This window comes from Arthrobacter sp. RCC_34 (assembly GCF_041360795.1).
Classification (GTDB): Bacteria; Actinomycetota; Actinomycetes; order Actinomycetales; family Micrococcaceae; genus Arthrobacter_E.
In genome coordinates this window covers 656,470-674,891 of sequence record NZ_JBFUPW010000001.1, presented here as the reverse complement: position 1 = coordinate 674,891, position 18,422 = coordinate 656,470, and the positions used below count along the sequence as shown (strand labels likewise).

General features: G+C 66.3%; 14 protein-coding genes. 3 read left to right on the top strand and 11 right to left on the bottom strand.

What is annotated here, in order from left to right:
- Positions 1-112: 112 nt before the first annotated feature.
- Complete coding sequence (locus tag AB6732_RS03140) at positions 113-604, bottom strand: hypothetical protein (RefSeq protein WP_370958218.1); 492 nt, start codon at positions 602-604, stop codon at positions 113-115.
- Between the two features lie 290 nt (positions 605-894).
- Here AB6732_RS03140 and AB6732_RS03135 point away from each other — a divergent pair, with 290 nt between their 5' ends.
- Entirely contained in the window at positions 895-1,143 is a 249-nt protein-coding gene (locus AB6732_RS03135) for a WhiB family transcriptional regulator (RefSeq protein WP_066211085.1), read from the top strand.
- Positions 1,144-1,318: 175 nt separating this feature from the next.
- Here the strand turns inward: AB6732_RS03135 and AB6732_RS03130 are convergent, their stop codons facing one another.
- The 4 genes from AB6732_RS03130 to AB6732_RS03115 form a co-directional block, all read right to left on the bottom strand.
- Entirely contained in the window at positions 1,319-2,821 is a 1,503-nt protein-coding gene (locus tag AB6732_RS03130) for a sensor histidine kinase (protein ID WP_370958216.1), read from the bottom strand.
- 15 nt (positions 2,822-2,836) lie between these two features.
- Entirely contained in the window at positions 2,837-7,684 is a 4,848-nt protein-coding gene (locus AB6732_RS03125; protein WP_370958214.1) for an NAD-glutamate dehydrogenase, read from the bottom strand.
- 83 nt (positions 7,685-7,767) lie between these two features.
- Positions 7,768-9,240 (bottom strand): CpaE family protein, encoded by a 1,473-nt coding sequence (locus AB6732_RS03120; protein ID WP_370958212.1) that lies wholly within the window; start codon positions 9,238-9,240, stop codon positions 7,768-7,770.
- Positions 9,237-9,743, bottom strand: coding sequence for an SAF domain-containing protein (locus AB6732_RS03115; protein WP_370958211.1), 507 nt, complete (start codon positions 9,741-9,743; stop codon positions 9,237-9,239). Before AB6732_RS03115 ends, AB6732_RS03120 begins: the two co-directional genes overlap by 4 nt.
- A gap of 280 nt (positions 9,744-10,023) precedes the next feature.
- Between AB6732_RS03115 and AB6732_RS03110 the strand changes: the two genes are divergently transcribed.
- The gene (locus AB6732_RS03110; protein ID WP_370958210.1) at positions 10,024-10,254 is read left to right on the top strand and encodes a helix-turn-helix domain-containing protein; all 231 of its coding nucleotides are present in this window, start codon (positions 10,024-10,026) and stop codon (positions 10,252-10,254) included.
- A 9-nt stretch (positions 10,255-10,263) separates the two neighbouring features.
- Here AB6732_RS03110 and AB6732_RS03105 read toward each other — a convergent pair whose 3' ends face one another.
- Complete coding sequence (locus tag AB6732_RS03105; RefSeq protein WP_370958208.1) at positions 10,264-10,872, bottom strand: hypothetical protein; 609 nt, start codon at positions 10,870-10,872, stop codon at positions 10,264-10,266.
- Positions 10,873-10,995: 123 nt separating this feature from the next.
- The gene (locus tag AB6732_RS03100) at positions 10,996-11,223 is read right to left on the bottom strand and encodes a hypothetical protein (RefSeq protein ID WP_370958206.1); all 228 of its coding nucleotides are present in this window, start codon (positions 11,221-11,223) and stop codon (positions 10,996-10,998) included.
- A 764-nt stretch (positions 11,224-11,987) separates the two neighbouring features.
- Here AB6732_RS03100 and AB6732_RS03095 point away from each other — a divergent pair.
- Positions 11,988-12,452 carry an Rv3235 family protein gene (locus AB6732_RS03095; RefSeq protein ID WP_370958204.1) on the top strand — a complete coding sequence of 155 codons (465 nt, stop codon included), beginning with the start codon at positions 11,988-11,990 and terminating at the stop codon, positions 12,450-12,452.
- A 38-nt stretch (positions 12,453-12,490) separates the two neighbouring features.
- On the opposite strand, the gene secA is transcribed toward AB6732_RS03095, so the two are convergent.
- The 4 genes from secA to AB6732_RS03075 form a co-directional block, all read right to left on the bottom strand.
- The gene (secA, locus tag AB6732_RS03090; protein ID WP_370958202.1) at positions 12,491-15,208 is read right to left on the bottom strand and encodes a preprotein translocase subunit SecA; all 2,718 of its coding nucleotides are present in this window, start codon (positions 15,206-15,208) and stop codon (positions 12,491-12,493) included.
- 115 nt (positions 15,209-15,323) lie between these two features.
- Positions 15,324-16,541 carry a winged helix-turn-helix domain-containing protein gene (locus AB6732_RS03085; RefSeq protein WP_370958200.1) on the bottom strand — a complete coding sequence of 406 codons (1,218 nt, stop codon included), beginning with the start codon at positions 16,539-16,541 and terminating at the stop codon, positions 15,324-15,326.
- A gap of 46 nt (positions 16,542-16,587) precedes the next feature.
- Positions 16,588-17,268, bottom strand: coding sequence for a ribosome hibernation-promoting factor, HPF/YfiA family (gene hpf / locus AB6732_RS03080; RefSeq protein WP_107004430.1), 681 nt, complete (start codon positions 17,266-17,268; stop codon positions 16,588-16,590).
- 141 nt (positions 17,269-17,409) lie between these two features.
- The gene (locus AB6732_RS03075; protein ID WP_370958197.1) at positions 17,410-18,387 is read right to left on the bottom strand and encodes a ComF family protein; all 978 of its coding nucleotides are present in this window, start codon (positions 18,385-18,387) and stop codon (positions 17,410-17,412) included.
- Positions 18,388-18,422 lie beyond the last annotated feature (35 nt).

The window sequence follows — 18,422 nt, the reverse complement described above, 5'->3', positions numbered from 1 at the left end:
GTGAAGAGCTGTCGGCCAAGGCGCGAAGAAGGGCGCCGAGCGGTTTGCCATGTACTCAATCCCGCTCTGAAGACGACTTCACGTGCTGAACCGTCGCCTGCCGTGAAGCCGGCTACTGAGAGGACGTCGGCTGGCCGTTTCCCGGCCCGCCGTTCCGCTTCTCCTCAGCTCCGGTCTCTTCGTCGGGGTCCGCGGCCTGAGTGCTCCAGCGTCCGTAGGCGACCGCCCTCGGGTCGAAAATGAGCACGGCCGATACCGCGGCGGGAATGATGATGAGGAGCCCCTGCCAGATCAGTCCGGCCTGAAGGGTCGGAATTCCGATCGCCAGGATGAAGAGCTGCGCCACCAACGCACCCGAACGGGGCCAGCGGTAGCCACGGAAGAGGAAATGACCGATCGCCATGAGGCCCACACCGAGCGCGGCGAACAGCACTGCGAGGAAGATGGCGCCCGCGAGAGTGAGGACCGGCGTCCCCGCCAGGAGATTGACCACGTAGATCCCGGCCACCACGAGGAGGACGAGTCCTTCCACCAACGCCACCAGGGAGACCACCGTGACCGACAGTGGCCTGGACGTCGGGGCACCGGATTGGTTGGGATTCATCTGCATGCTTTCTCTCTCAGCCAAGAGGCCGTGACGGGCGCCCTTCCGCGGGGCCCTTGACACATTCGCACCCTACCGGACATAGTCAAATTCGGGACATCACTGAGCCGGGGATGTGATGCACCACTCATGTTTTCCGGCGATTTGACGGCTTTCACCCCTTGTTTGCTCCGCGTTAACGTGACACGCTTGTTAATAGAGTCGCGGGGCCAGAAATGGCCCCTTTCCTATGAAGGGCCAAGTGAAATTTTTCACAAAGCCTGAGACACAGATTTGGAGTGAGTGATCGCATGGATTGGCGTAGCCGTGCCGCCTGCCTGGACAAGGACCCCGAGCTTTTCTTCCCTGTCGGCAACACGGGCCCAGCGCTTCTCCAGATTGAAGAAGCCAAAAGCGTCTGCCGTCGGTGCCCCGTCGTGGACACCTGCCTGCAGTGGGCGCTCGAGTCCGGCCAGGACGCCGGCGTCTGGGGTGGCATGAGCGAAGACGAGCGCCGCGCGCTCAAGCGCCGCGCCGCAAGGGCTCGCCGAGCCTCCTGAGAGGCACTGGAGCAGCTGAACATCTGAGCAGTACAACGCAGTGGCGGGCCGGAACCTGAGGGTTCCGGCCCGCCACTGCGTTGTGGTGCCCCGAGCGGATGATATTGCTGAAGGTCGGCGTCGGTGCTGATTCTGGTGCGGGTTGCCCGGGACAGCCCGAACGGACCACGCAGCCTCAGGCGTCGAGCGGGATCACCAATCGGACATCGGTTCCGCCGCCCTCCCGGGCCAGCCATCGGATCGTCCCCCGCAATTCCGAGGTGATGAGGGTTCGCACGATCTGCAGGCCGAGTCCCCCACTGGTCCCGCCGAGGAGGCCGGGGCCTGCTGACGGCTCGGCATCGGGCGGCAGCCCCACGCCGTCGTCGGAAATCGTGACGGTGAGCTGACGCTCACCCGCCTCGGTCACACTGCGCCGAGCGTCGAGCCACACGGTGCCCTCACGGTCCTGCAGGCCGTGTTCGACCGCATTGGTGACCAGTTCGTTGATGACCAGGGCCAGCGGTGTGGCGAGGTCGCTCGGCAGCTTGCCGAATTCACCGGTCAGCTCCGTGCTCACCTTCTGCGACGGAGAAGCGACCTCCGCCGACAGACGGAACTGAGGGCTGATGAGCTCGTCGAAATCGACCACCTGAGAAAGCCCCTGCGACAGGGTCTCGTGGACACGGGCGATCGTCGCCACCCTGCGCATCGCCTGCTCCAGGCCTTGACGGGCTTCGTCGCTCACCATGCGGCGCGACTGCATCCGCAGCAGAGCCGCGACGGTCTGAAGATTGTTCTTCACCCGGTGATGAATCTCCCGGATGGTGGCGTCCTTGCTCACCAGCTCCTGCTCACGGCGCCGGAGTTCGGAGACGTCGCGGCACAGGACAAGTGCGCCGAATCGATGGGTTCCATCGCGCAGCGGGATCGCCCGCAGCGTCAGCGAAACGCCTCGTGACTCGATCTCGCTGCGGAGTGGCATCCGGCCGGTGACCACGAGCGGAAGGGTCTCATCGGCCAGACGCCGGTCCTTGATCAGGCCGGCGGTGACCTCCGCGAGGGAGCGGCCCTCCAGCGATTCGATGTCACCGAGCCGGCGGAAGGCGGACACCCCGTTGGGGCTGGCGTACTGCACGATGCCGTCGGCATCCAGCCGGATCAGCCCGTCCCCCACTCGGGGGGCGCCACGGCGCGATCCCGTGGGGGATGCGAAATCCGGCCAGAGACCCTGAGTGCCCATCTTGAGCAGGTCATAGGCACACTGCCGGTAGGTGAGTTCGAGACGGGACGGCATCCGGGAACTCGACAGATCCAGATGGGACGTGACCACCGCCAGGGTCCGGCCGTTGCGGACCATGGGGATGGCCTCGACCCGGAGCGCCGAGTCACCGTTGCTCCAGGCCGCCTCGGAGGACCGCTCGATGTGGCGGGACTTCCAGGCCCGCTCCACCAAAGGCTGGAGGTCGGAGCGGATGCCTTCGCCGACGAAGTCCGTGTGGAACACGGTGTGGCTCGTGGACGGCCTCACATGGGCGAGGGCCACGAATCCCAGTTCGGGATCCGGGAACCACAGGGCGAGGTCGGCGAAGGCGAGGTCGGCCACCATCTGCCAGTCGCCGACCAGCAGATGGAGCCACTCCGCGTCCCCGGGGCCGAAATCAGCATGTTCCTTGATGGGATCAGTGAATATGGCCACGGGGAGTCTCCTGGATCAGTGCCGGACGATGGAACGCAAGAGCCTCAATGCTACCGAGAGAGACGCCATGTCGTCCTTCTCCAGCGAGTTGACCTCTTCGAACATGTTCCGGGCACGCATCAGCTGCTCGGCGTTCCGTTCCTCCCACTGAGCCAGCCGGTCATCAGGAGGGGTCTCCCCCTGGCTGACCCCGAGGACCGACGTGGTCATGTCGGCGACCGTCGAGTAGAGGTCGTCGCGCAGCGCGGCACGGGCCAGGGCCTGCCAGCGGTCGTCCCGCGGAAGGGCACTGATGCGCTCGAGCAGCGAATCCACGTGGAAGCGATCAAAGACCGTGTAGTACACGCGTGCCACATCGTCCATGTTCTCGCCGGTCTGGCGGGAGATCCGCGCCATCTCCAGGAGCGGGAAGCTCTCGAAGAGTTCGGCCCAACGGACACCGAGCTCCTCCGGCAGACCCCAGGAGGTTGCACGGTTCCGCCAGGCCTCGAAGCGGACGAGGTCCTCGCCACGGAGGTAATCCGCGAGCCGGCCACGCAGGGCGGCGACCTTCGGACCGAAGTCCGCCACGATGTCGGCGACCGGAGCGCTCGTCGCGCCGTCTGCCACCAGCCAGCGCACGGCGCGGTCGAGGAGCCGGCGGATGTCCAGGTGCACGGTGGTCCAGTGCGCGGTGGGGAACGACGCCGGCAGGCTGTTCAGAGCGTTCAGCATCTCCGGCAGCTTGTAGATCTCGCGGAGGGCGATGAACGCCTTCGCCACAGCGGACTCCGTCGCCGAGGTCTCTTCGATCGCGCGGAACGCGAAGGTGATGCCGCCGACGTTGATCATCTCGTTGGCCACCACGGTCGCGATGATCTCGCGGCGCAGCGGGTGGCTGTCCAGTTCGGCGTCGAAACGCTCCGCCAGCGCCTTCGGGAAGTAGGCGCGGAGAGTCGAGCCGAACCACGGATCGTCCGCGAGGTCACTGTCGCGCAGCGCGTCGGCGAGCTCGATCTTGGCGTAGGCCGCGAGCACGGACAGCTCCGGGGAGGTCAGGCCCTGGCCCTGCGCCAGGCGCTGACGCAGAACCTCGGTGGAGGGCAGTGCCTCGAGCTCACGGTTCAGATCGGCCTTCACGTCCAGCCAGTCCATGAGGCGCTCGTAGCTCGGGCTCCACTCGGCGACCCGCGTGCGGTCGTTGAGCAGCAGGATGTTCTGCTCGATGTTGTCCTCAAGCACCAGCTCGCCGACCTCGTCCGTCATGGACGCCAGGAACGCGGCGCGTTCCGCAGGATCGAGCTTGCCGGCCGACACCATGCGATCGATGAAGATCTTGATGTTGACCTCGTGATCGGAGCAGTCGACGCCGGCGGAGTTGTCGATGGCGTCCGTGTTGAGGATGACGCCCTGCAGGGCCGCCTCGATACGACCACGCTGGGTCATGCCCAGGTTGCCACCCTCACCGACGACCTTGACGCGCAGGTCACGGCCGTCGACGCGGATGCCGTCATTGGCCTTGTCGCCCACCTCGGCATGGCTTTCGGCGCTGGCCTTGACGTAGGTCCCGATGCCACCGTTGTAGAGGAGGTCGGCCGGCGCCAGCAGGATCGCTTTGAGGAGCTCCGGCGGGCTCATGGCCTCGGTGCCGTCGGGCAGACCCAGGGCCACGCGGACCTGAGCGGAGATCGGGATCGACTTCGCGGAACGGGGGAAGACCCCGCCACCGGCGCTGATCAGATCGCGGTTGTAGTCGTCCCAGGACGAACGCGGCAGCTCGAACAGGCGCTTGCGCTCCGCGAAAGAGGATGCGGCGTCGGGGTGGGGGTCCAGGAAGATGTGCCGGTGGTCGAACGCGGCCAGCAGCCGGATGTGCTCGGACAGGAGCATGCCGTTGCCGAACACGTCGCCGGACATGTCGCCGACGCCCACCACGGTGAAGTCCTCGCTCTGGGTGTCGAGATCCAGCTCCGAGAAGTGCCGCTTCACGGACTCCCACGCACCGCGAGCGGTGATCGCCATGGCCTTGTGGTCGTAGCCCACCGAGCCGCCGGAGGCGAAGGCGTCGCCCAGCCAGAAACCGTACTCGGCCGAGATGGCGTTGGCGATGTCGGAGAAGGACGCGGTGCCCTTGTCGGCGGCCACCACCAGGTAGCTGTCATCCGCATCGTGACGGACGACGTCGCGCGGCGCCACCACGTGCTCGCCGTTCGCGTCGGTCACCAGGTTGTCCGTGATGTCCAGGAGGCCGCGGATGAAGGTCTTGTAGCTTTCGATGCCTTCGGCCATCCAGGCGGAACGGTCCACGGAGGGATCCGGCAGCTGCTTGGCGAAGAAGCCGCCCTTGGCGCCCGTCGGAACGATCACGGCGTTCTTGACCATCTGAGCCTTCACCAGACCGAGAATCTCCGTCCGGAAGTCCTCACGCCGGTCGGACCAGCGCAGGCCACCACGGGCCACGGCGCCGAAGCGCAGGTGGACACCCTCGACCCGCGGCGAGTACACCCAGATCTCGAATGCCGGGCGCGGGAAGGGAAGCCCTTCGATGCCGGCCGGGTTGAGCTTGAAGCTGAGGTAGTCCTTGCCCTGGTAGTAGTTCGTCCGGAACGTCTGATCGATCAGGTTGATGAACGTCCGCAGAACGCGGTCGGCGTCCAGGGTCGCGACGCCCGCCACGGCTTCCTCCAGCGCGGCGTGAGCCTGTTCGACGGCGGCGGCGCGGCCGTCGTCGTCGAGCTCGCCGCCGGCGGTCGGCAGGGCAGGATCGAAGCGGGCCTCGAACAGGGCCACCAGGCCGCGCGTGACTTCAGCGTTGGCCAGCAGCGTGTCCGCGATGAAGCCGTACGAGTTGGTGTTGCCCATCTGGCGCATGTACTTGGCATAGCTGCGCAGGATGAGGACCTGACGCCAGGTCATGCCTTCGGCGAGCACCAGGCGGTCGAAGCGGTCGGATTCGATGGTGCCGTTCAGCGCCGCGGAGAATGATTCGGCGAGCAGGCTGCTGCTGGCCAGCGGATCGGTGCCGGCCGGGTACTTCAGGCCAAGGTCGTAGAGGAAGAAGTCCCGACCGTCCTTGGTCTCGATCTCGAAGGGGCGTTCGTCGAGCACCTCGAGACCCAGGTTGTGGAAGACCGGCAGGATCTTGCTGAGGCTTCGCGGAGCAAGCAGGTAGATCTTGACGCGGGCGTCCTCCTCGAGGACTTCGCCGGCGCCTTCCGGGAGGTACGCGTGCAGCTGGATCTGCTGTTCGACCGCCTTCTCGCCGCCCTGCGCCGCCGCGTGGGCGAGGCAGTCCTCGAAGCGCCGGATGTCCAGCAGGGCATCCTCCACCTCGTAATCCACGCGATAACTGGCCGGGAAGGCGTCGCTCCACTGGGAGGCCAGGCGTTCCGCAGTCGCCTCCGGGTAGTTCTCGCCGAGGACCTCGCCCAGTCCCTCGGACCAGGAACGGGCGGCGCGCACCAGGCGCTCTTCAAGGCCATCGGTGTCGAATGCGCTCAGATCGGCGCCCTTCGGCAGCCGGATCCGGAAGAACACGCGGGCGAGGGCGGACTCGCTCATCCGGGCCTCGAAGTCGATGGAGACCGCGTCGAACGTGCGGGTCAGTTCGTCCTGGAGGCGCAGGCGCACGGACGTCGTGTACCGATCACGCGGAATGAAGACCACCGCGGACATGAACCGCCCGTAGATGTCGGGGCGGAGGAAGAGGCGCGTACGGCGGCGCTCCTGCAGCAGCATGATGGCCTGAGTCGTGGCGACGAGTTCCGGCACGTCCATCTGGAACAGCTCATCACGGGGATAGGTCTCCATGATGCCGAGGAGATCCTTGCCCGAATGCGACTCCGTGGGGAACCCGGAGGCTTCGAGGACGGCGCGCACCTTGTCCTTGATGATCGGGATCGTTCGCACGGAGCCCGTGTACGCGTTAGTGGAGAAGAGCCCGATGAAACGGCGCTCTCCGGTCACGTTGCCCGCGGCGTCGAAACTCTTGATGCCGATGTAATCGAGGTACGCGGCGCGGTGCACGGTGGACCGCGAGTTCGCCTTGGTGATCACCAGAGCGCGCTTCTCGCGGGCCTTGGAACGACCGGAATCCGTGAGGTGCTGAATCTTCGGAGAGTCCCCGAGGCTCCGCATGAGGCCGAGGCCGCCCTCTTCGTGCGCTTCCAGGACGTCCTCGCCATTGACGTCGAGAAGGTCGTATTCGCGGTAGCCCAGGAACGTGAAGTTGTCGTCCTCCATCCAGCGCAGGAGTGCCTGGGCGCCGGCAACTTCCTGGATACCGGCCGTGGCGGGGAGCTGTCCCAGCTCATCGGCGACCTCGGAGGCCTTGTCACGCATCTTCTGCCAGTCCTCGACGGCGGTGCGGACGTCGTGAAGGACCTTTTCAAGGCCGGAGACCAGCTCCGCCGCCTCTTCCTCGCCGGCGCGATCGATCTCGACGGCGATCCAGGACTCGAGACGCGTGGTGGCGCCTTCCGCGGCGACGAAGGCGGCGAGCGACGGAATGGCCGCGGTGTCACCGCTGGTCTGTCCCACATGCGCGGGGACCTGCGAGATCTTCCCGGCTTCATGGGTGGCGGAGTCGCGCTGCACGACGAGCATCGGGTGGACCACGAGCCGGATGGCACGGTGCTGGCGGACCAGCTCGGCGACGACGGAGTCCACCAGGAAAGGCATGTCATCCGTGACGATCAGCACCACGCTGCAGCCGGGTTCGGTCCGGACCTCGACCAGCGCCTGCTCCGGAGAGCGGCGGCTTCCGAGACCGTGATGGGCGAGCGCACGCTCGCGGAGCACGTCCGCGTCGTAGCGCGCCCGGTCCTCGGGAGCGAGGTGCTGGTAGTAGTTGTCCAGGAAAGTGTCGACCGTTTCCTTGGTCATCGTCGGATTGCTGTCTGCCAGCGACACGTTGCACGCCTCCAGGGAGAATGATTCACCGCTTCATTGCGGTCTTAGTGGCGAGCCTAGCGCGATCCCACCCACCGCGTCGTGGTGTAAAACACAGAGGATTTCCGAGAACGCTGTGCAGGTGCACAAACCACAGATCGGACCGCCCGGCGCAGTTCCGATTGCGGAGCGGACTCGGCCAGGACGTTCCCGTTCCTCAACGCGGTGTCCACAACTTCGGGAGAGAACGGGAGAAATGACTTGATCGGCAGCGAGGGCCCGAACCGTTCCCATGCTTCCCGCACTTGCCGCTCCGGAAACCGGCCGACGGCATCCTGTCGCACCTTGTTCATCAGCACAACCGCTTGAGCCTGCGGCGCGGCGTCGAGCAGAGTGGGGATGGAACGGACCAGACGGGGCAGGCCCACCGCCGTCGCCTCCCCCACCGCATAGACCCGCTCGGCCGCGCCGAGGGCTGTGAGAGCAGCGGCATTCCGCCGGGGAGCCATGGTGTCGAAGCTGAGCTCCTCATCCGCCTCCAGGCAGAACCCGACGTCGATGACCACGTGGTCGTACATCGAGGAACAGACGTCGAGGACGAGCGACAGCGCCGGCCCCCTGAGCTCCGTCCACCGTTCCGGACGGGTGAGCCCGCTCAGGACGTCGAGATTGCCCTGGCCCATGGCGAGCGGGACGCGGCATCGCTCAAGTGCCGTCGCGTCGAGCCGGCCTTGGTCCGCCAGACGGCAGGCCTGCGCGAGACCGGCGGACTCGTCCAGCAGCCCGAGGTGGGCCGCCACGCTCGCACCGTAGGAGTCGGCGTCGAGGAGGACGACGCTTCGCCCTTCCGTCGCCAGTTCGGCGGCAAGGTTGACCGCCACCGTGGTCCTCCCAGGCGCTCCAGCCGGGCCCCACACGGCGAGGACACAGGGCGGTCCCGGATCGTCCCCCGTCGAGCGCGCCTGGTCTGGACGCGTGCGGGCGGGCCCTGCGTCCACGCCGGGATCCTCACCGGGAAGTTCGCCGGGATCCTCACCGTCCGGGGCTGTCGGGCGAATCGGATCGGGCGCAGTCGGCTCGGCGAGGGCCGAGTGACTTACCCGCGCCCATGAAGCACCAGGCCGGGCCTTGGGACCGCGCGAGCCGCCGTCGTCCGTCACAGCAGGCGGGTCCGAGCGCCGGCCCGGCCCGTCCAACGCACCCGGCCCGTCCAACGCAGAGGAGAGGACTTCCTCCACCTGTGCGACGCCGGCGTCAGCCGGCAGGGTCACCGCCCCGACTCTCGTCAGGCGCTCTCGCTCATCACGGTCGTGGCTCAGGATGAGCACGATGACCCCGAGCGCCCTGAGCCGGTCCACCGTGGTGGCGTCGAGGGGATGGTCGTCTCCGATGAACAGGGCGACCTGCGCGAGACCCGCCTGACACGCCCCCATGAGCTCCTCAAGGCTTTCACTCTGCCGGACCACCCGGAACGCGCCGTGTCGTCGCCCGTTCAGCTGCTCCGCCAGGTCACCCGAACCGTTGCCGTGGGTGGCGATGCTCACCGTCACGAAGCCCGCCCTGCAGGGTTCCAGACCAACGAGATCCTGGATTTGTTCGCTTGAGCGGCGAGGACCTGCGGCAATTGAGCGTCAGGAATCAGCACGATGACCACTTGGGACGCATTCGAACCGAACGCCTGCTGACTCTGCACCACTTTCACCACCTCGCCCGCCCGCACCACAAGACGCGGTTCTTTGAAACCGTTGCGCTCATCCGGGGCAGCCACCCAGAGGTCGGCGGCGGCACCTTCCTGAAGCTGTTCAGGCAGCACCCCGTCGACGGGAACGGCAACGGGTTTGCTGGTCAGTGCGCGCACCGCGCCGATACTGCTTCTGGGGACCAACTGCCCCTTCCCGACGAATGCCGTTGCGATCATTCCGTCCGGGAGCGGTTCGTCTGCTCTGACGTACTGGGCCTCGGCGTTTCCGAGTCGCACCGTGGCCCGGTCGAAGTCATCGGCCGTGAGCCGCTCCCCCACCGGGATCCCCTTCCGTGCCACATAGACGTCCACGCCTCGGTCCAGACCGGCGACCAGACTGATGGTGCCCGCCGTGGACAGAAGAACCAGAAGCAGGCCCAGGAGCAAACGAGGATCTCTCCAGGACGGCTTCCTCAGACGGGTCGAGGGGGTTTCACTCACGAATCTCTCCTATCCATCAGGCGAAGATCACGCCTTCGTCCGGATCAGTATTCATCATCATTGACGAAACTTTCAGTCGATTGACTGTTCATGATGCCTCTCTGTGGATAACCGACTCTCCTGCGTGTCCACAAGATGGCAGAATGGACCCATGCGCCGCTTTCTGACCCTCGCCGATGTGGAGGAGATTCTCCAGATCAACTCATCGCAGGCCTATGCGCTGGTGAGAAGCGGACAGCTGAAGGCCATCCGGGTGGGCGGTCGCGGTGTCTGGCGGATCGAATCCGAAAAGCTCGAGGAATACATCCAGGAGCAGTACGAACAGACCAGGCTCAGCATCGAGAACCCTGCGTCTTCTGCAGAGGACTCCCCGGCGAACTGACGCCTCGCATCACAGCTCGCGAAACGTCCCCGGCCCGCTCCCACTCCGGACGGCCCTGACGGCGCCGAACGGAACGGCAGCCACGGACTGACGCCGCCCGCCCTCACTGCCCGGAGTGACGTCCCAGAGCTCCAGAAAATCAGCACCCACCCGGGCGATCACGCCTGACAAGACCAGGGGGTCCGGGCCTTCCGGCTCCAGGAACACCTGGACCATCGAGCGGTCACGGGCCACCGTTCTCAGCGCGGAGGCCATCCCCAGGCGTCCCCAGATGGCATCGTCTTCGGATCCCGCGGAGCGCATCAGCCCCGAAGCCCACCTGATCGAGCGTGCGGGAACGAGCCAGTCCGACGTTCCCCCCTCCAGGATCAACCAGTCCGCGCCGACCCGCCGCACCACGCCATCCAGTCGACCGGCGCCGGGGACGTCCAAGGTGACTACGCGCGCTTCCGCTCCCCGCAGCCGTTCCAGGAAGAGAACCCGGGCGAACTCCGCTCGTTCAAGCTCGGCAGCACTGGATTCGCGGTCCAGACGCAGAGCCTCCTCCAGTTGAGCTTCCATGTCCCCGAACAGCAGTCCCCAGCGCATGCGAGCACCGTAGTGCCGATGCTTTGTCATTCAAAAGTCACCCACGATCGAACATGCTCTGGACAAACACATCGAACCGGATCAAGATTGATCTACTTTCATCAAATCCCATCAAACTTCATCAAAGGAGCTCAACATGAGCCTCAGAGCGTCTCACTCCGCACCGCCCGCGCCCGCTGCAGGCCGGACCGAGGCGATGCTGTCCTTGTGTGTCCTGGCTGCAAGCTCCTTGCTCCTGCTGCTCGGCTGGTCCGGGCACATGGCCGGGAACCCCACGCGCTGGGCGGGGCCGAGCGCCTCGAACCAGCGGCTGGAGACACTGGTGGGGTCCCTCGCCTTCTGGGCCGGGTCAGCGGCCGTGATCTGGTGGCTGTTGTCCATGTCGATGGCATTCCTCGCTGCCGCCTGTGAGCTGCACGGGCGGCACGCCTCCGCAGAGCGGATCGGACTGTGGGCGCCGGCGTTCATGCGGCGCCTGGCTCTGACCGTCTTGGGTCTCACGCTTCTCGGCGCTCCAGGAGCTCAGGCAGCCGCCACCGCCCCACCCGGCATGTCCCTTTCGGCCGACCCGGGCTCCCTCGATCCAGGATGGACTGCTGATGCTTCTCGGCCCGAAGCCCTGGACGGGAATGTACTCGCAACCCGTACCCGTCCTCCGATACCTTCGCACGGAACCCATTCACTGGATCCGGGATGGACGCCCTCCACCGTCGCCCCGGAGCCAGGGCTCATGGCACCGGAACCGCGGCGGAGCACTTTGGACCTTCAGGCAGCACCTCGCGAGGTGGTGGTCCGGGCCGGGGATTCCCTCTGGATCCTGGCGTCCAGAGAACTCGGTCCGCGCGCAACAGATCTGGAGATCGCACGGTACTGGCCCCATTGGCACTCCGCCAATCGCGACGTCATCGGGCCAGACCCAGATCATCTCCTGCCCGGAACAGTCCTGAGAGTCCCCGCGAAAAAGTGATAAAGCCGGGACTGTCGGCTCGGCTTCAGTCCACGCCACCTCAGATCCTGGCGCTCAGCCTGTCACCCGGGCCCGGTCGACCACCTGGCCCCGGTGCTGGACATCATCCACCTCCGAAGGAGCGCACCACATGACACCGTTCGCGTCGACGCCTTCGACGGCGGGAGATCCACCGGCAATGAGCGCCCCACACCCCGGGCTCTCCTCCGATGACCACGAAACGGTGACGCTGCGCACCATCACTCCGCCGCGCCCGGCGCCGCCGCCGGTTCCTGCGTCCTTCGACGAGGCCCGACGGCTGAGCCAGCTCAAGGGTCAGGTGCAGCGGCTCGTGCAGGCCGTCATGGAGGCGTTGAACGGCAGCCGTCCCTTGCAACAGCTCTCCCGCTGGATGGAGCCCGAACTGTTCGCCTCGCTTCAGCTCCGCAGGGCACTGGTTCAGGAGTCTCAGGAACACTTCGGGCGAGGCCGCCCTTCGCCCTACGCCGACGCACACGTTCAGAGCGTCCACGCCCAATGCCCCACGTCCCAGATCGTCGAGGCCACTGCCGTGGTCCGGTGCCGCAAACGCACCAGGGCCGTCGCGATCCGGATGGAAGCACGGCGTACTTCCTGGATCGTGACGGCCCTGGAGATCGGATGATGCCCGGACAGGTCTACCGTCCGGGCATCACCTCGTGGCTAGCGACGCTTGCGATTGCCCTTCTTGCCGCCACTGCGCGCGGGATTTCCAGACCTCGAGTCACGGGTGGCCTCCGTCGCGGAGTCCTTCCGCTCGACATGGGTCTCGGTTTCGCCGTCCTCGCCGGGAGCGGAGTACTGCAACTGCGCGGGCTGCTCAGGCGTTTCGAGGCCTGCGGCATGAATATGCGGCTCCGAAGCGGCCTCGGCGGCAGGAGTCTCGGTGACCTCCACCTCCAGGTTGTACAGGAAACCGACCGACTCTTCGCGGATGCCGGCCATCATGGCCTGGAAGAGCGTGTAGCCCTCGCGCTGGTACTCCACGAGCGGATCACGCTGGGCCATGGCCCGGAGGCCGATGCCCTCCTTCAGGTAGTCCATCTCATAGAGATGTTCCTGCCACTTGCGGCCGATCACCGAGAGCACGACGCGGCGCTCGAACTCCCGCATGTTCTCGCTGCCGAGCTGCTTCTCCCTCGCCTCGTAGGCCAGGCGGGCATCGGACAGGATCTCCTCTTTGAGGAAGGAAGCGGTCACTCCGCTCTTTCCGCCGGCCTCGTCGAAGATGTCCTTCTGGCTCAAAGTCATCGGGTAAAGCGTCTTGAGATTGCTCCAGAGCACCTCGTAGTCCCACTCTTCGCTGTGACCCTCCGCCGTCGCGTCGTCGATCACCGCGTTGATGGTGTCCTCCAGGAAGAACTGGACCTTCTCGTGCAGGTCGTCGCCCTCAAGGATCCGGCGGCGGTCACCGTAAATGGCCTCACGCTGACGGTTCAGGACATCGTCGTACTTGAGCACGTTCTTGCGCTGCTCGGCATTCCGGCCCTCGACCTGGCCCTGAGCGGATGCGATCGCGCGGGAGACCATCTTGGACTCCAGTGCGGTCTCGTCGTCGAGGGTCGACGCCATCAGGCGTTCCGCGGCGCCGGAGTTGAACAGACGCATGAGGTCGTCCGTCAGCGACAGGTAGAAGCGGGATTCACCCGGGTCGCCCTGACGGCCGGAACGGCCACGAAGCTGATTGTCGATACGACGGGACTCGTGACGCTCGGTGCCGAGCACGTACAGGCCTCCGAGTTCGAGGACTTCCTCGTGCTCGTCCTTGACCGCCTTCTTCGCGGCCTCCAGAGCCTCGGGCCAGGCGGCCTCGTACTCTTCCGGGTTCTCTTCCGGATCCAGACCACGGGCTTTCAGCGCCGCGACCGCGGTGAACTCGGGGCTTCCGCCCAGCATGATGTCCGTACCACGGCCGGCCATGTTCGTCGCGACCGTCACGGCGCCCTTACGTCCGGCCTCAGCCACGATCGCTGCTTCGCGAGCGTGGTTCTTGGCGTTCAGGACCTCGTGGCGGACGCCCTCCTTGGCCAGCTTCTGGGAGAGGTATTCGCTCTTCTCGACGCTGGTGGTGCCCACGAGGACCGGCTGGCCCTTTTCGTGGCGCTCGACGATGTCCTGCACGACGGCGTCGAACTTGACCACTTCGTTCTTGTAGACGAGGTCGGGCTGGTCGATGCGCTGCATCGGACGGTTCGTGGGGATCGGCACCACGCCGAGCTTGTACGTGGACATGAACTCCGCGGCCTCGGTCTCGGCCGTGCCGGTCATGCCGGAGAGCTTGTCGTACATGCGGAAGTAGTTCTGCAGGGTCACGGTCGCCAGGGTCTGGTTCTCCGGCTTGACCTCGACCTTCTCCTTGGCCTCGATCGCCTGGTGCATGCCCTCGTTGTACCGGCGGCCGGCCAGCACACGGCCGGTGTGCTCATCGACGATGAGGACTTCGCCGTCCATGACGACGTAGTCCTTGTCCCGCTTGAAGAGTTCCTTGGCCTTGATGGCGTTGTTGAGGAACCCGATGAGCGGAGTGTTCGCAGACTCGTAGAGGTTGTGGATGCCGAGGTAGTCCTCGACCTTGGCGATGCCGGACTCCAGGACGCCGACGGTGCGCTTCTTCTCGTCGACCTCGTAATCGCGGCCCTCGTCGAGCTTCTGCACGAGGGAGGCGAACTCGCCGTACCAGCGGTTGGCGTCGCCCTGGGCGGGACCGGAGATGATGAGCGGGGTACGGGCTTCATCGATGAGGATGGAGTCGACCTCATCGACGATCGCGAAGTTGTGACCGCGCTGCACCAGCTCGGACTTGTCCCACGCCATGTTGTCGCGCAGGTAGTCGAAGCCGAACTCGTTGTTGGTGCCGTACGTGATGTCCGCGTCGTACTGTACCTTGCGCAGCGCCGGGTCCTGGTTGGCCAGGATGCAGCCGCTGGTCAGACCGAGGAAGCGGTACACGCGGCCCATGAGTTCGGACTGGTACTCGGCGAGGTAGTCGTTGACCGTGACCACGTGCACGCCCTTGCCGCTCAGCGCATTCAGATACGCCGGGGCGGTGGCGACCAGGGTCTTGCCTTCACCGGTCTTCATCTCGGCGATGTTGCCGAGATGAAGTGCGGCGCCACCCATGAGCTGGACGTCGAAGTGCCGCATGCCAAGGGTGCGGGACGATGCTTCACGGACGGCGGCAAACGCCTCCGGCAGCAGCGCGTCCAGCGACTCGCCATCCTCGTGGCGTTCCCGCAGCCGGTCCGTCTCAGCACGGAGTTCGGCATCGGTGAAGCCTGTGAAGGAATCCTCAAGTGCATTGATGGCGTCCGCATAGTTGCGGAGACGCTTGAGCGTCTTCTTGTCGCCGGTGCGCAAGAGTTTTTCAAGAAGTGAGGCCACGTGCGGGTACTCCCAATCGATACGCGTGTCTTGGCATGCCGTTCACGGCGTGTTCAGTCTACGTGAGACACGTGTGGGAACCGCCCAGGGTTCCCGTCTGCGGGGTCGAATGCGCCTACAGCGAACGCTTCAGCTGCGCGGCGAACTCGTCCTGGCCCGCGACGTCGACATCGGCCAGTCCCAGCCAGCCCGCCATGGTCCGGAGTTCCCCGGCCAATCTGACGGCCGTGTCCGACGGGGCACCCGGTTCCTCGTAGGCGCCGCGCACCACCAGACGCGACGCCGCGCGGTCCGCTTTCAGGTCCACCCGGGCCGCCATCGTGTCCCGGAGCAGGAAAGGCAGCACGTAGTAGCCGTACCGACGCCGGTGGGCCGGGGTGTAGATCTCGATCCGGTAGTGGAACCCGAACAGCCGCTCCAGGCGGGTGCGCTCGAACACCATCGGATCGAATGGGCTCAGCAGAGCCTGTCCGGAAGCCGCACGCGGGAGCTTGACCCCGAGATGCCGGTACAGCCCGCTCCCCCAGCCGTCGACGTCGACCGGACGCACGACGTCGCGCGCGGCCAGCCGCTCGAGCGCTTCGCCGACGGGGCGGACCGGCAGCCGGAAATAGTCCGCAAGGCACTTGACCGTGCCGATGCCGTGAGCCCTGGCGGAGGCTTCCACCAGCAGGTCGAGGGACGCCTCGCGGGCCGCGGGGTCGTGCAGATCATGACCCCGCTGTGCCTCGAGGAGCGGGAACGCCCGGGCCGTCAGGGTGTAGCGGCGCTCGAACTGATCCGTCCGGCCCGCCGAGGTGACCTCGCCACGCGCGAACAGGAATTCCAGCACCACCTTCACGGCGTTCCAGTTCCAGCCCCAGTGGTCGTTGCGCTTCTCCTCGACGTGGCCGAGGCGCTCCGTGAGCTGGGAGGCTGTCAGGGGCCGTGACCGTCCGAGCACGTCGAGGATGCTCTCCCGCAGTTCCTCCCGCTGGGTGGCGTCGAGGTGCTCGGCACTCACCCACCGCCGACGCTGCCAGTGCCGCAGCGCGTCGAAGTGGCCGGGCTGGATGAAACTGGCCTCGTGCGCCCAGAACTCCATCATGCTGCGCGGGGCCTTCTGCGACATCCGGTCCACCAGGGCCTTGTCGTACGCACCCAGACGCGAGAAGAAGGGCAGGTAGTGGCTGCGGGACAGGACGTTGACGGAGTCGATCTGCACCAATTGCATCTGGGCGAAGGAACGGCCCACCGACCTCGCCGTGGCGGGGTCCGTGGGCCGTTCCTTGGAGAGCCCCTGTGCCGCCAAGGCGATTCTTCTCGCCTGGGCGAGAGTCAGCGTTTCCGGCACGGTGCTCCTAGTCTGTCCTGCGCGCCTGTCTTACGGCGCGCTTCCGTCAGGCGACGACCACCGCATCCTCATCGTCGGAGCGGTAGGCGTGGATCTTCTCCTGACCCTCGGCTTCGGTGCATTCGGGGTCAAGGGTGATGACGCCATAGGTCCATCCCGTGCGACGGTACACCACGGAATGCTGTTCGGTCTCCTTGTCCACGAAGAGGTAGAAAGCGTGGCCCACGAGCTCCATGTTGTCCACGGCCTCGTCCACCGTCATGGTGGTGGCGGGGAAGACCTTCCGGCGGATCAGAACGGGCGAGTCACCCGCGGGAATGTCGTTGGGGATCTCGTAGGGCGCCGGAGGCTCGGGGGATTCGGGAGCCGGTGGTTCGAGGCTTGCGGTCGCTTCATGCACCGCTTGTGGGGTGTGCCTGCCGTGGTGCACCTTGCGCCTGTCCTTGGCCCGGCGCAGTCGCTCGAGGAGCTTGCCGTAGGCCAGGTCGAAGGCCGCGAACTTATCACCCGAAACAGCCTCAGCCCGGATCACCGGGCCACGTCCCAGAACAGTGACCTCGACGGTGAGATCGTTATCCGCCGACCGGGAGTGGGCTTTCTTGGAGACCTTCGTGTCGATCCGCTGGACCTTATCGCCCAGCGTCTCCAGCTTGGAGAGTTTCTCGCTCGCGTACTCGCGGAAACGATCCGATACAGTCACGTTGCGGCCGCTGATCATGAACTCCATGGTGTCCTCCACAGTGTTTCGGTGGCACGACGACGGCTGGTTCCTGGGGCCGGTCTGTTTGACAGTCGAGCCCCTTTCCGAGCCGCTATCGACAGGTACCTTCTTGGCTTGGTACCCAGTACTGACGTTAGTGGATAGCGCTCAGTAATTCATCCCTTGTTCACTTATTTCTTCCTGGGAACTCCCCCGGTGCGCCGGGGGCCTGGTGGCGGCGATCGCGACCGCGCCGAGCACCCTGGCCCCGGCTTCCTCCAGCACCCGCCCCGCCTCGGCCAGGGTGGCGCCGGTGGTCAGGACATCGTCCACGAGGACGCAGCGGGCGCCCGTGAGCGCGTCTCCCCCGTAGGCGCATCGGAAGGCCCGGGAGAGCCTCATGCTGCCGGCCAGGCGGCGTCGGCGCGCCGTAGCCCCCAGCCCCTTCTGCCCGTTGCCCGGCCTCGGGAGGGACTTGAGCAGCATCCGGCCCAGCCTGCGCAGCGCTGGTTCCCGGACGCCGTCGTCGTCCATCGGACGGGCCACGACCAGCAGCGCGTGCACGAGGCGTTCGGGAAGTCCACGGACGGCGAGCGCAGGCACCAGGACGCCACCGGGCGGCAGTCCGGTGGCGCCACAGCACCGCAACACCAGGTCCAGCGGATCGAAACCGCGCTTGCGGAATGATGCCCCACTGCTCGGCACCGGGACGAACCACAGCTCACCCGACTGCTCCGGACCGACGGCGCCTCCGGCTGTGCCTGCGAACGCCCACATCGCCCGTTGCAGCAGAGCGCCGAGTTCCCGCGACAGCACCCGATGACCGCGCCGCTTCTGCGCCAGCACCACCTGGGAGACCACCCCTCCGTAATCCGCGGCAGCCAGCACCGTCCACTCAGGATGGTCCGCCAGCGCCGGCGCCCGATGACCCGCCGGGAACGGCGCCAGCCCGTGGGCGTGCAGCTCGCTGAGGCATGCCGCGCAGAGCACCACCTCTGTCTGCCCGCAAGCCGCGCATTCTGCGCCGGTGACCAGACTCGCCATCGCGGACAGCCCGTCGATCGAACACGCCACGGCCCGTGACAGTCCGGTGCGTTCAGCCGCGCGTCGCCCGGTCCGGTGGACCGGCGGTGTGAAGGAGTCCATGCACCGATCCTGACCCAGGCCGGTGCGCCCGGGAA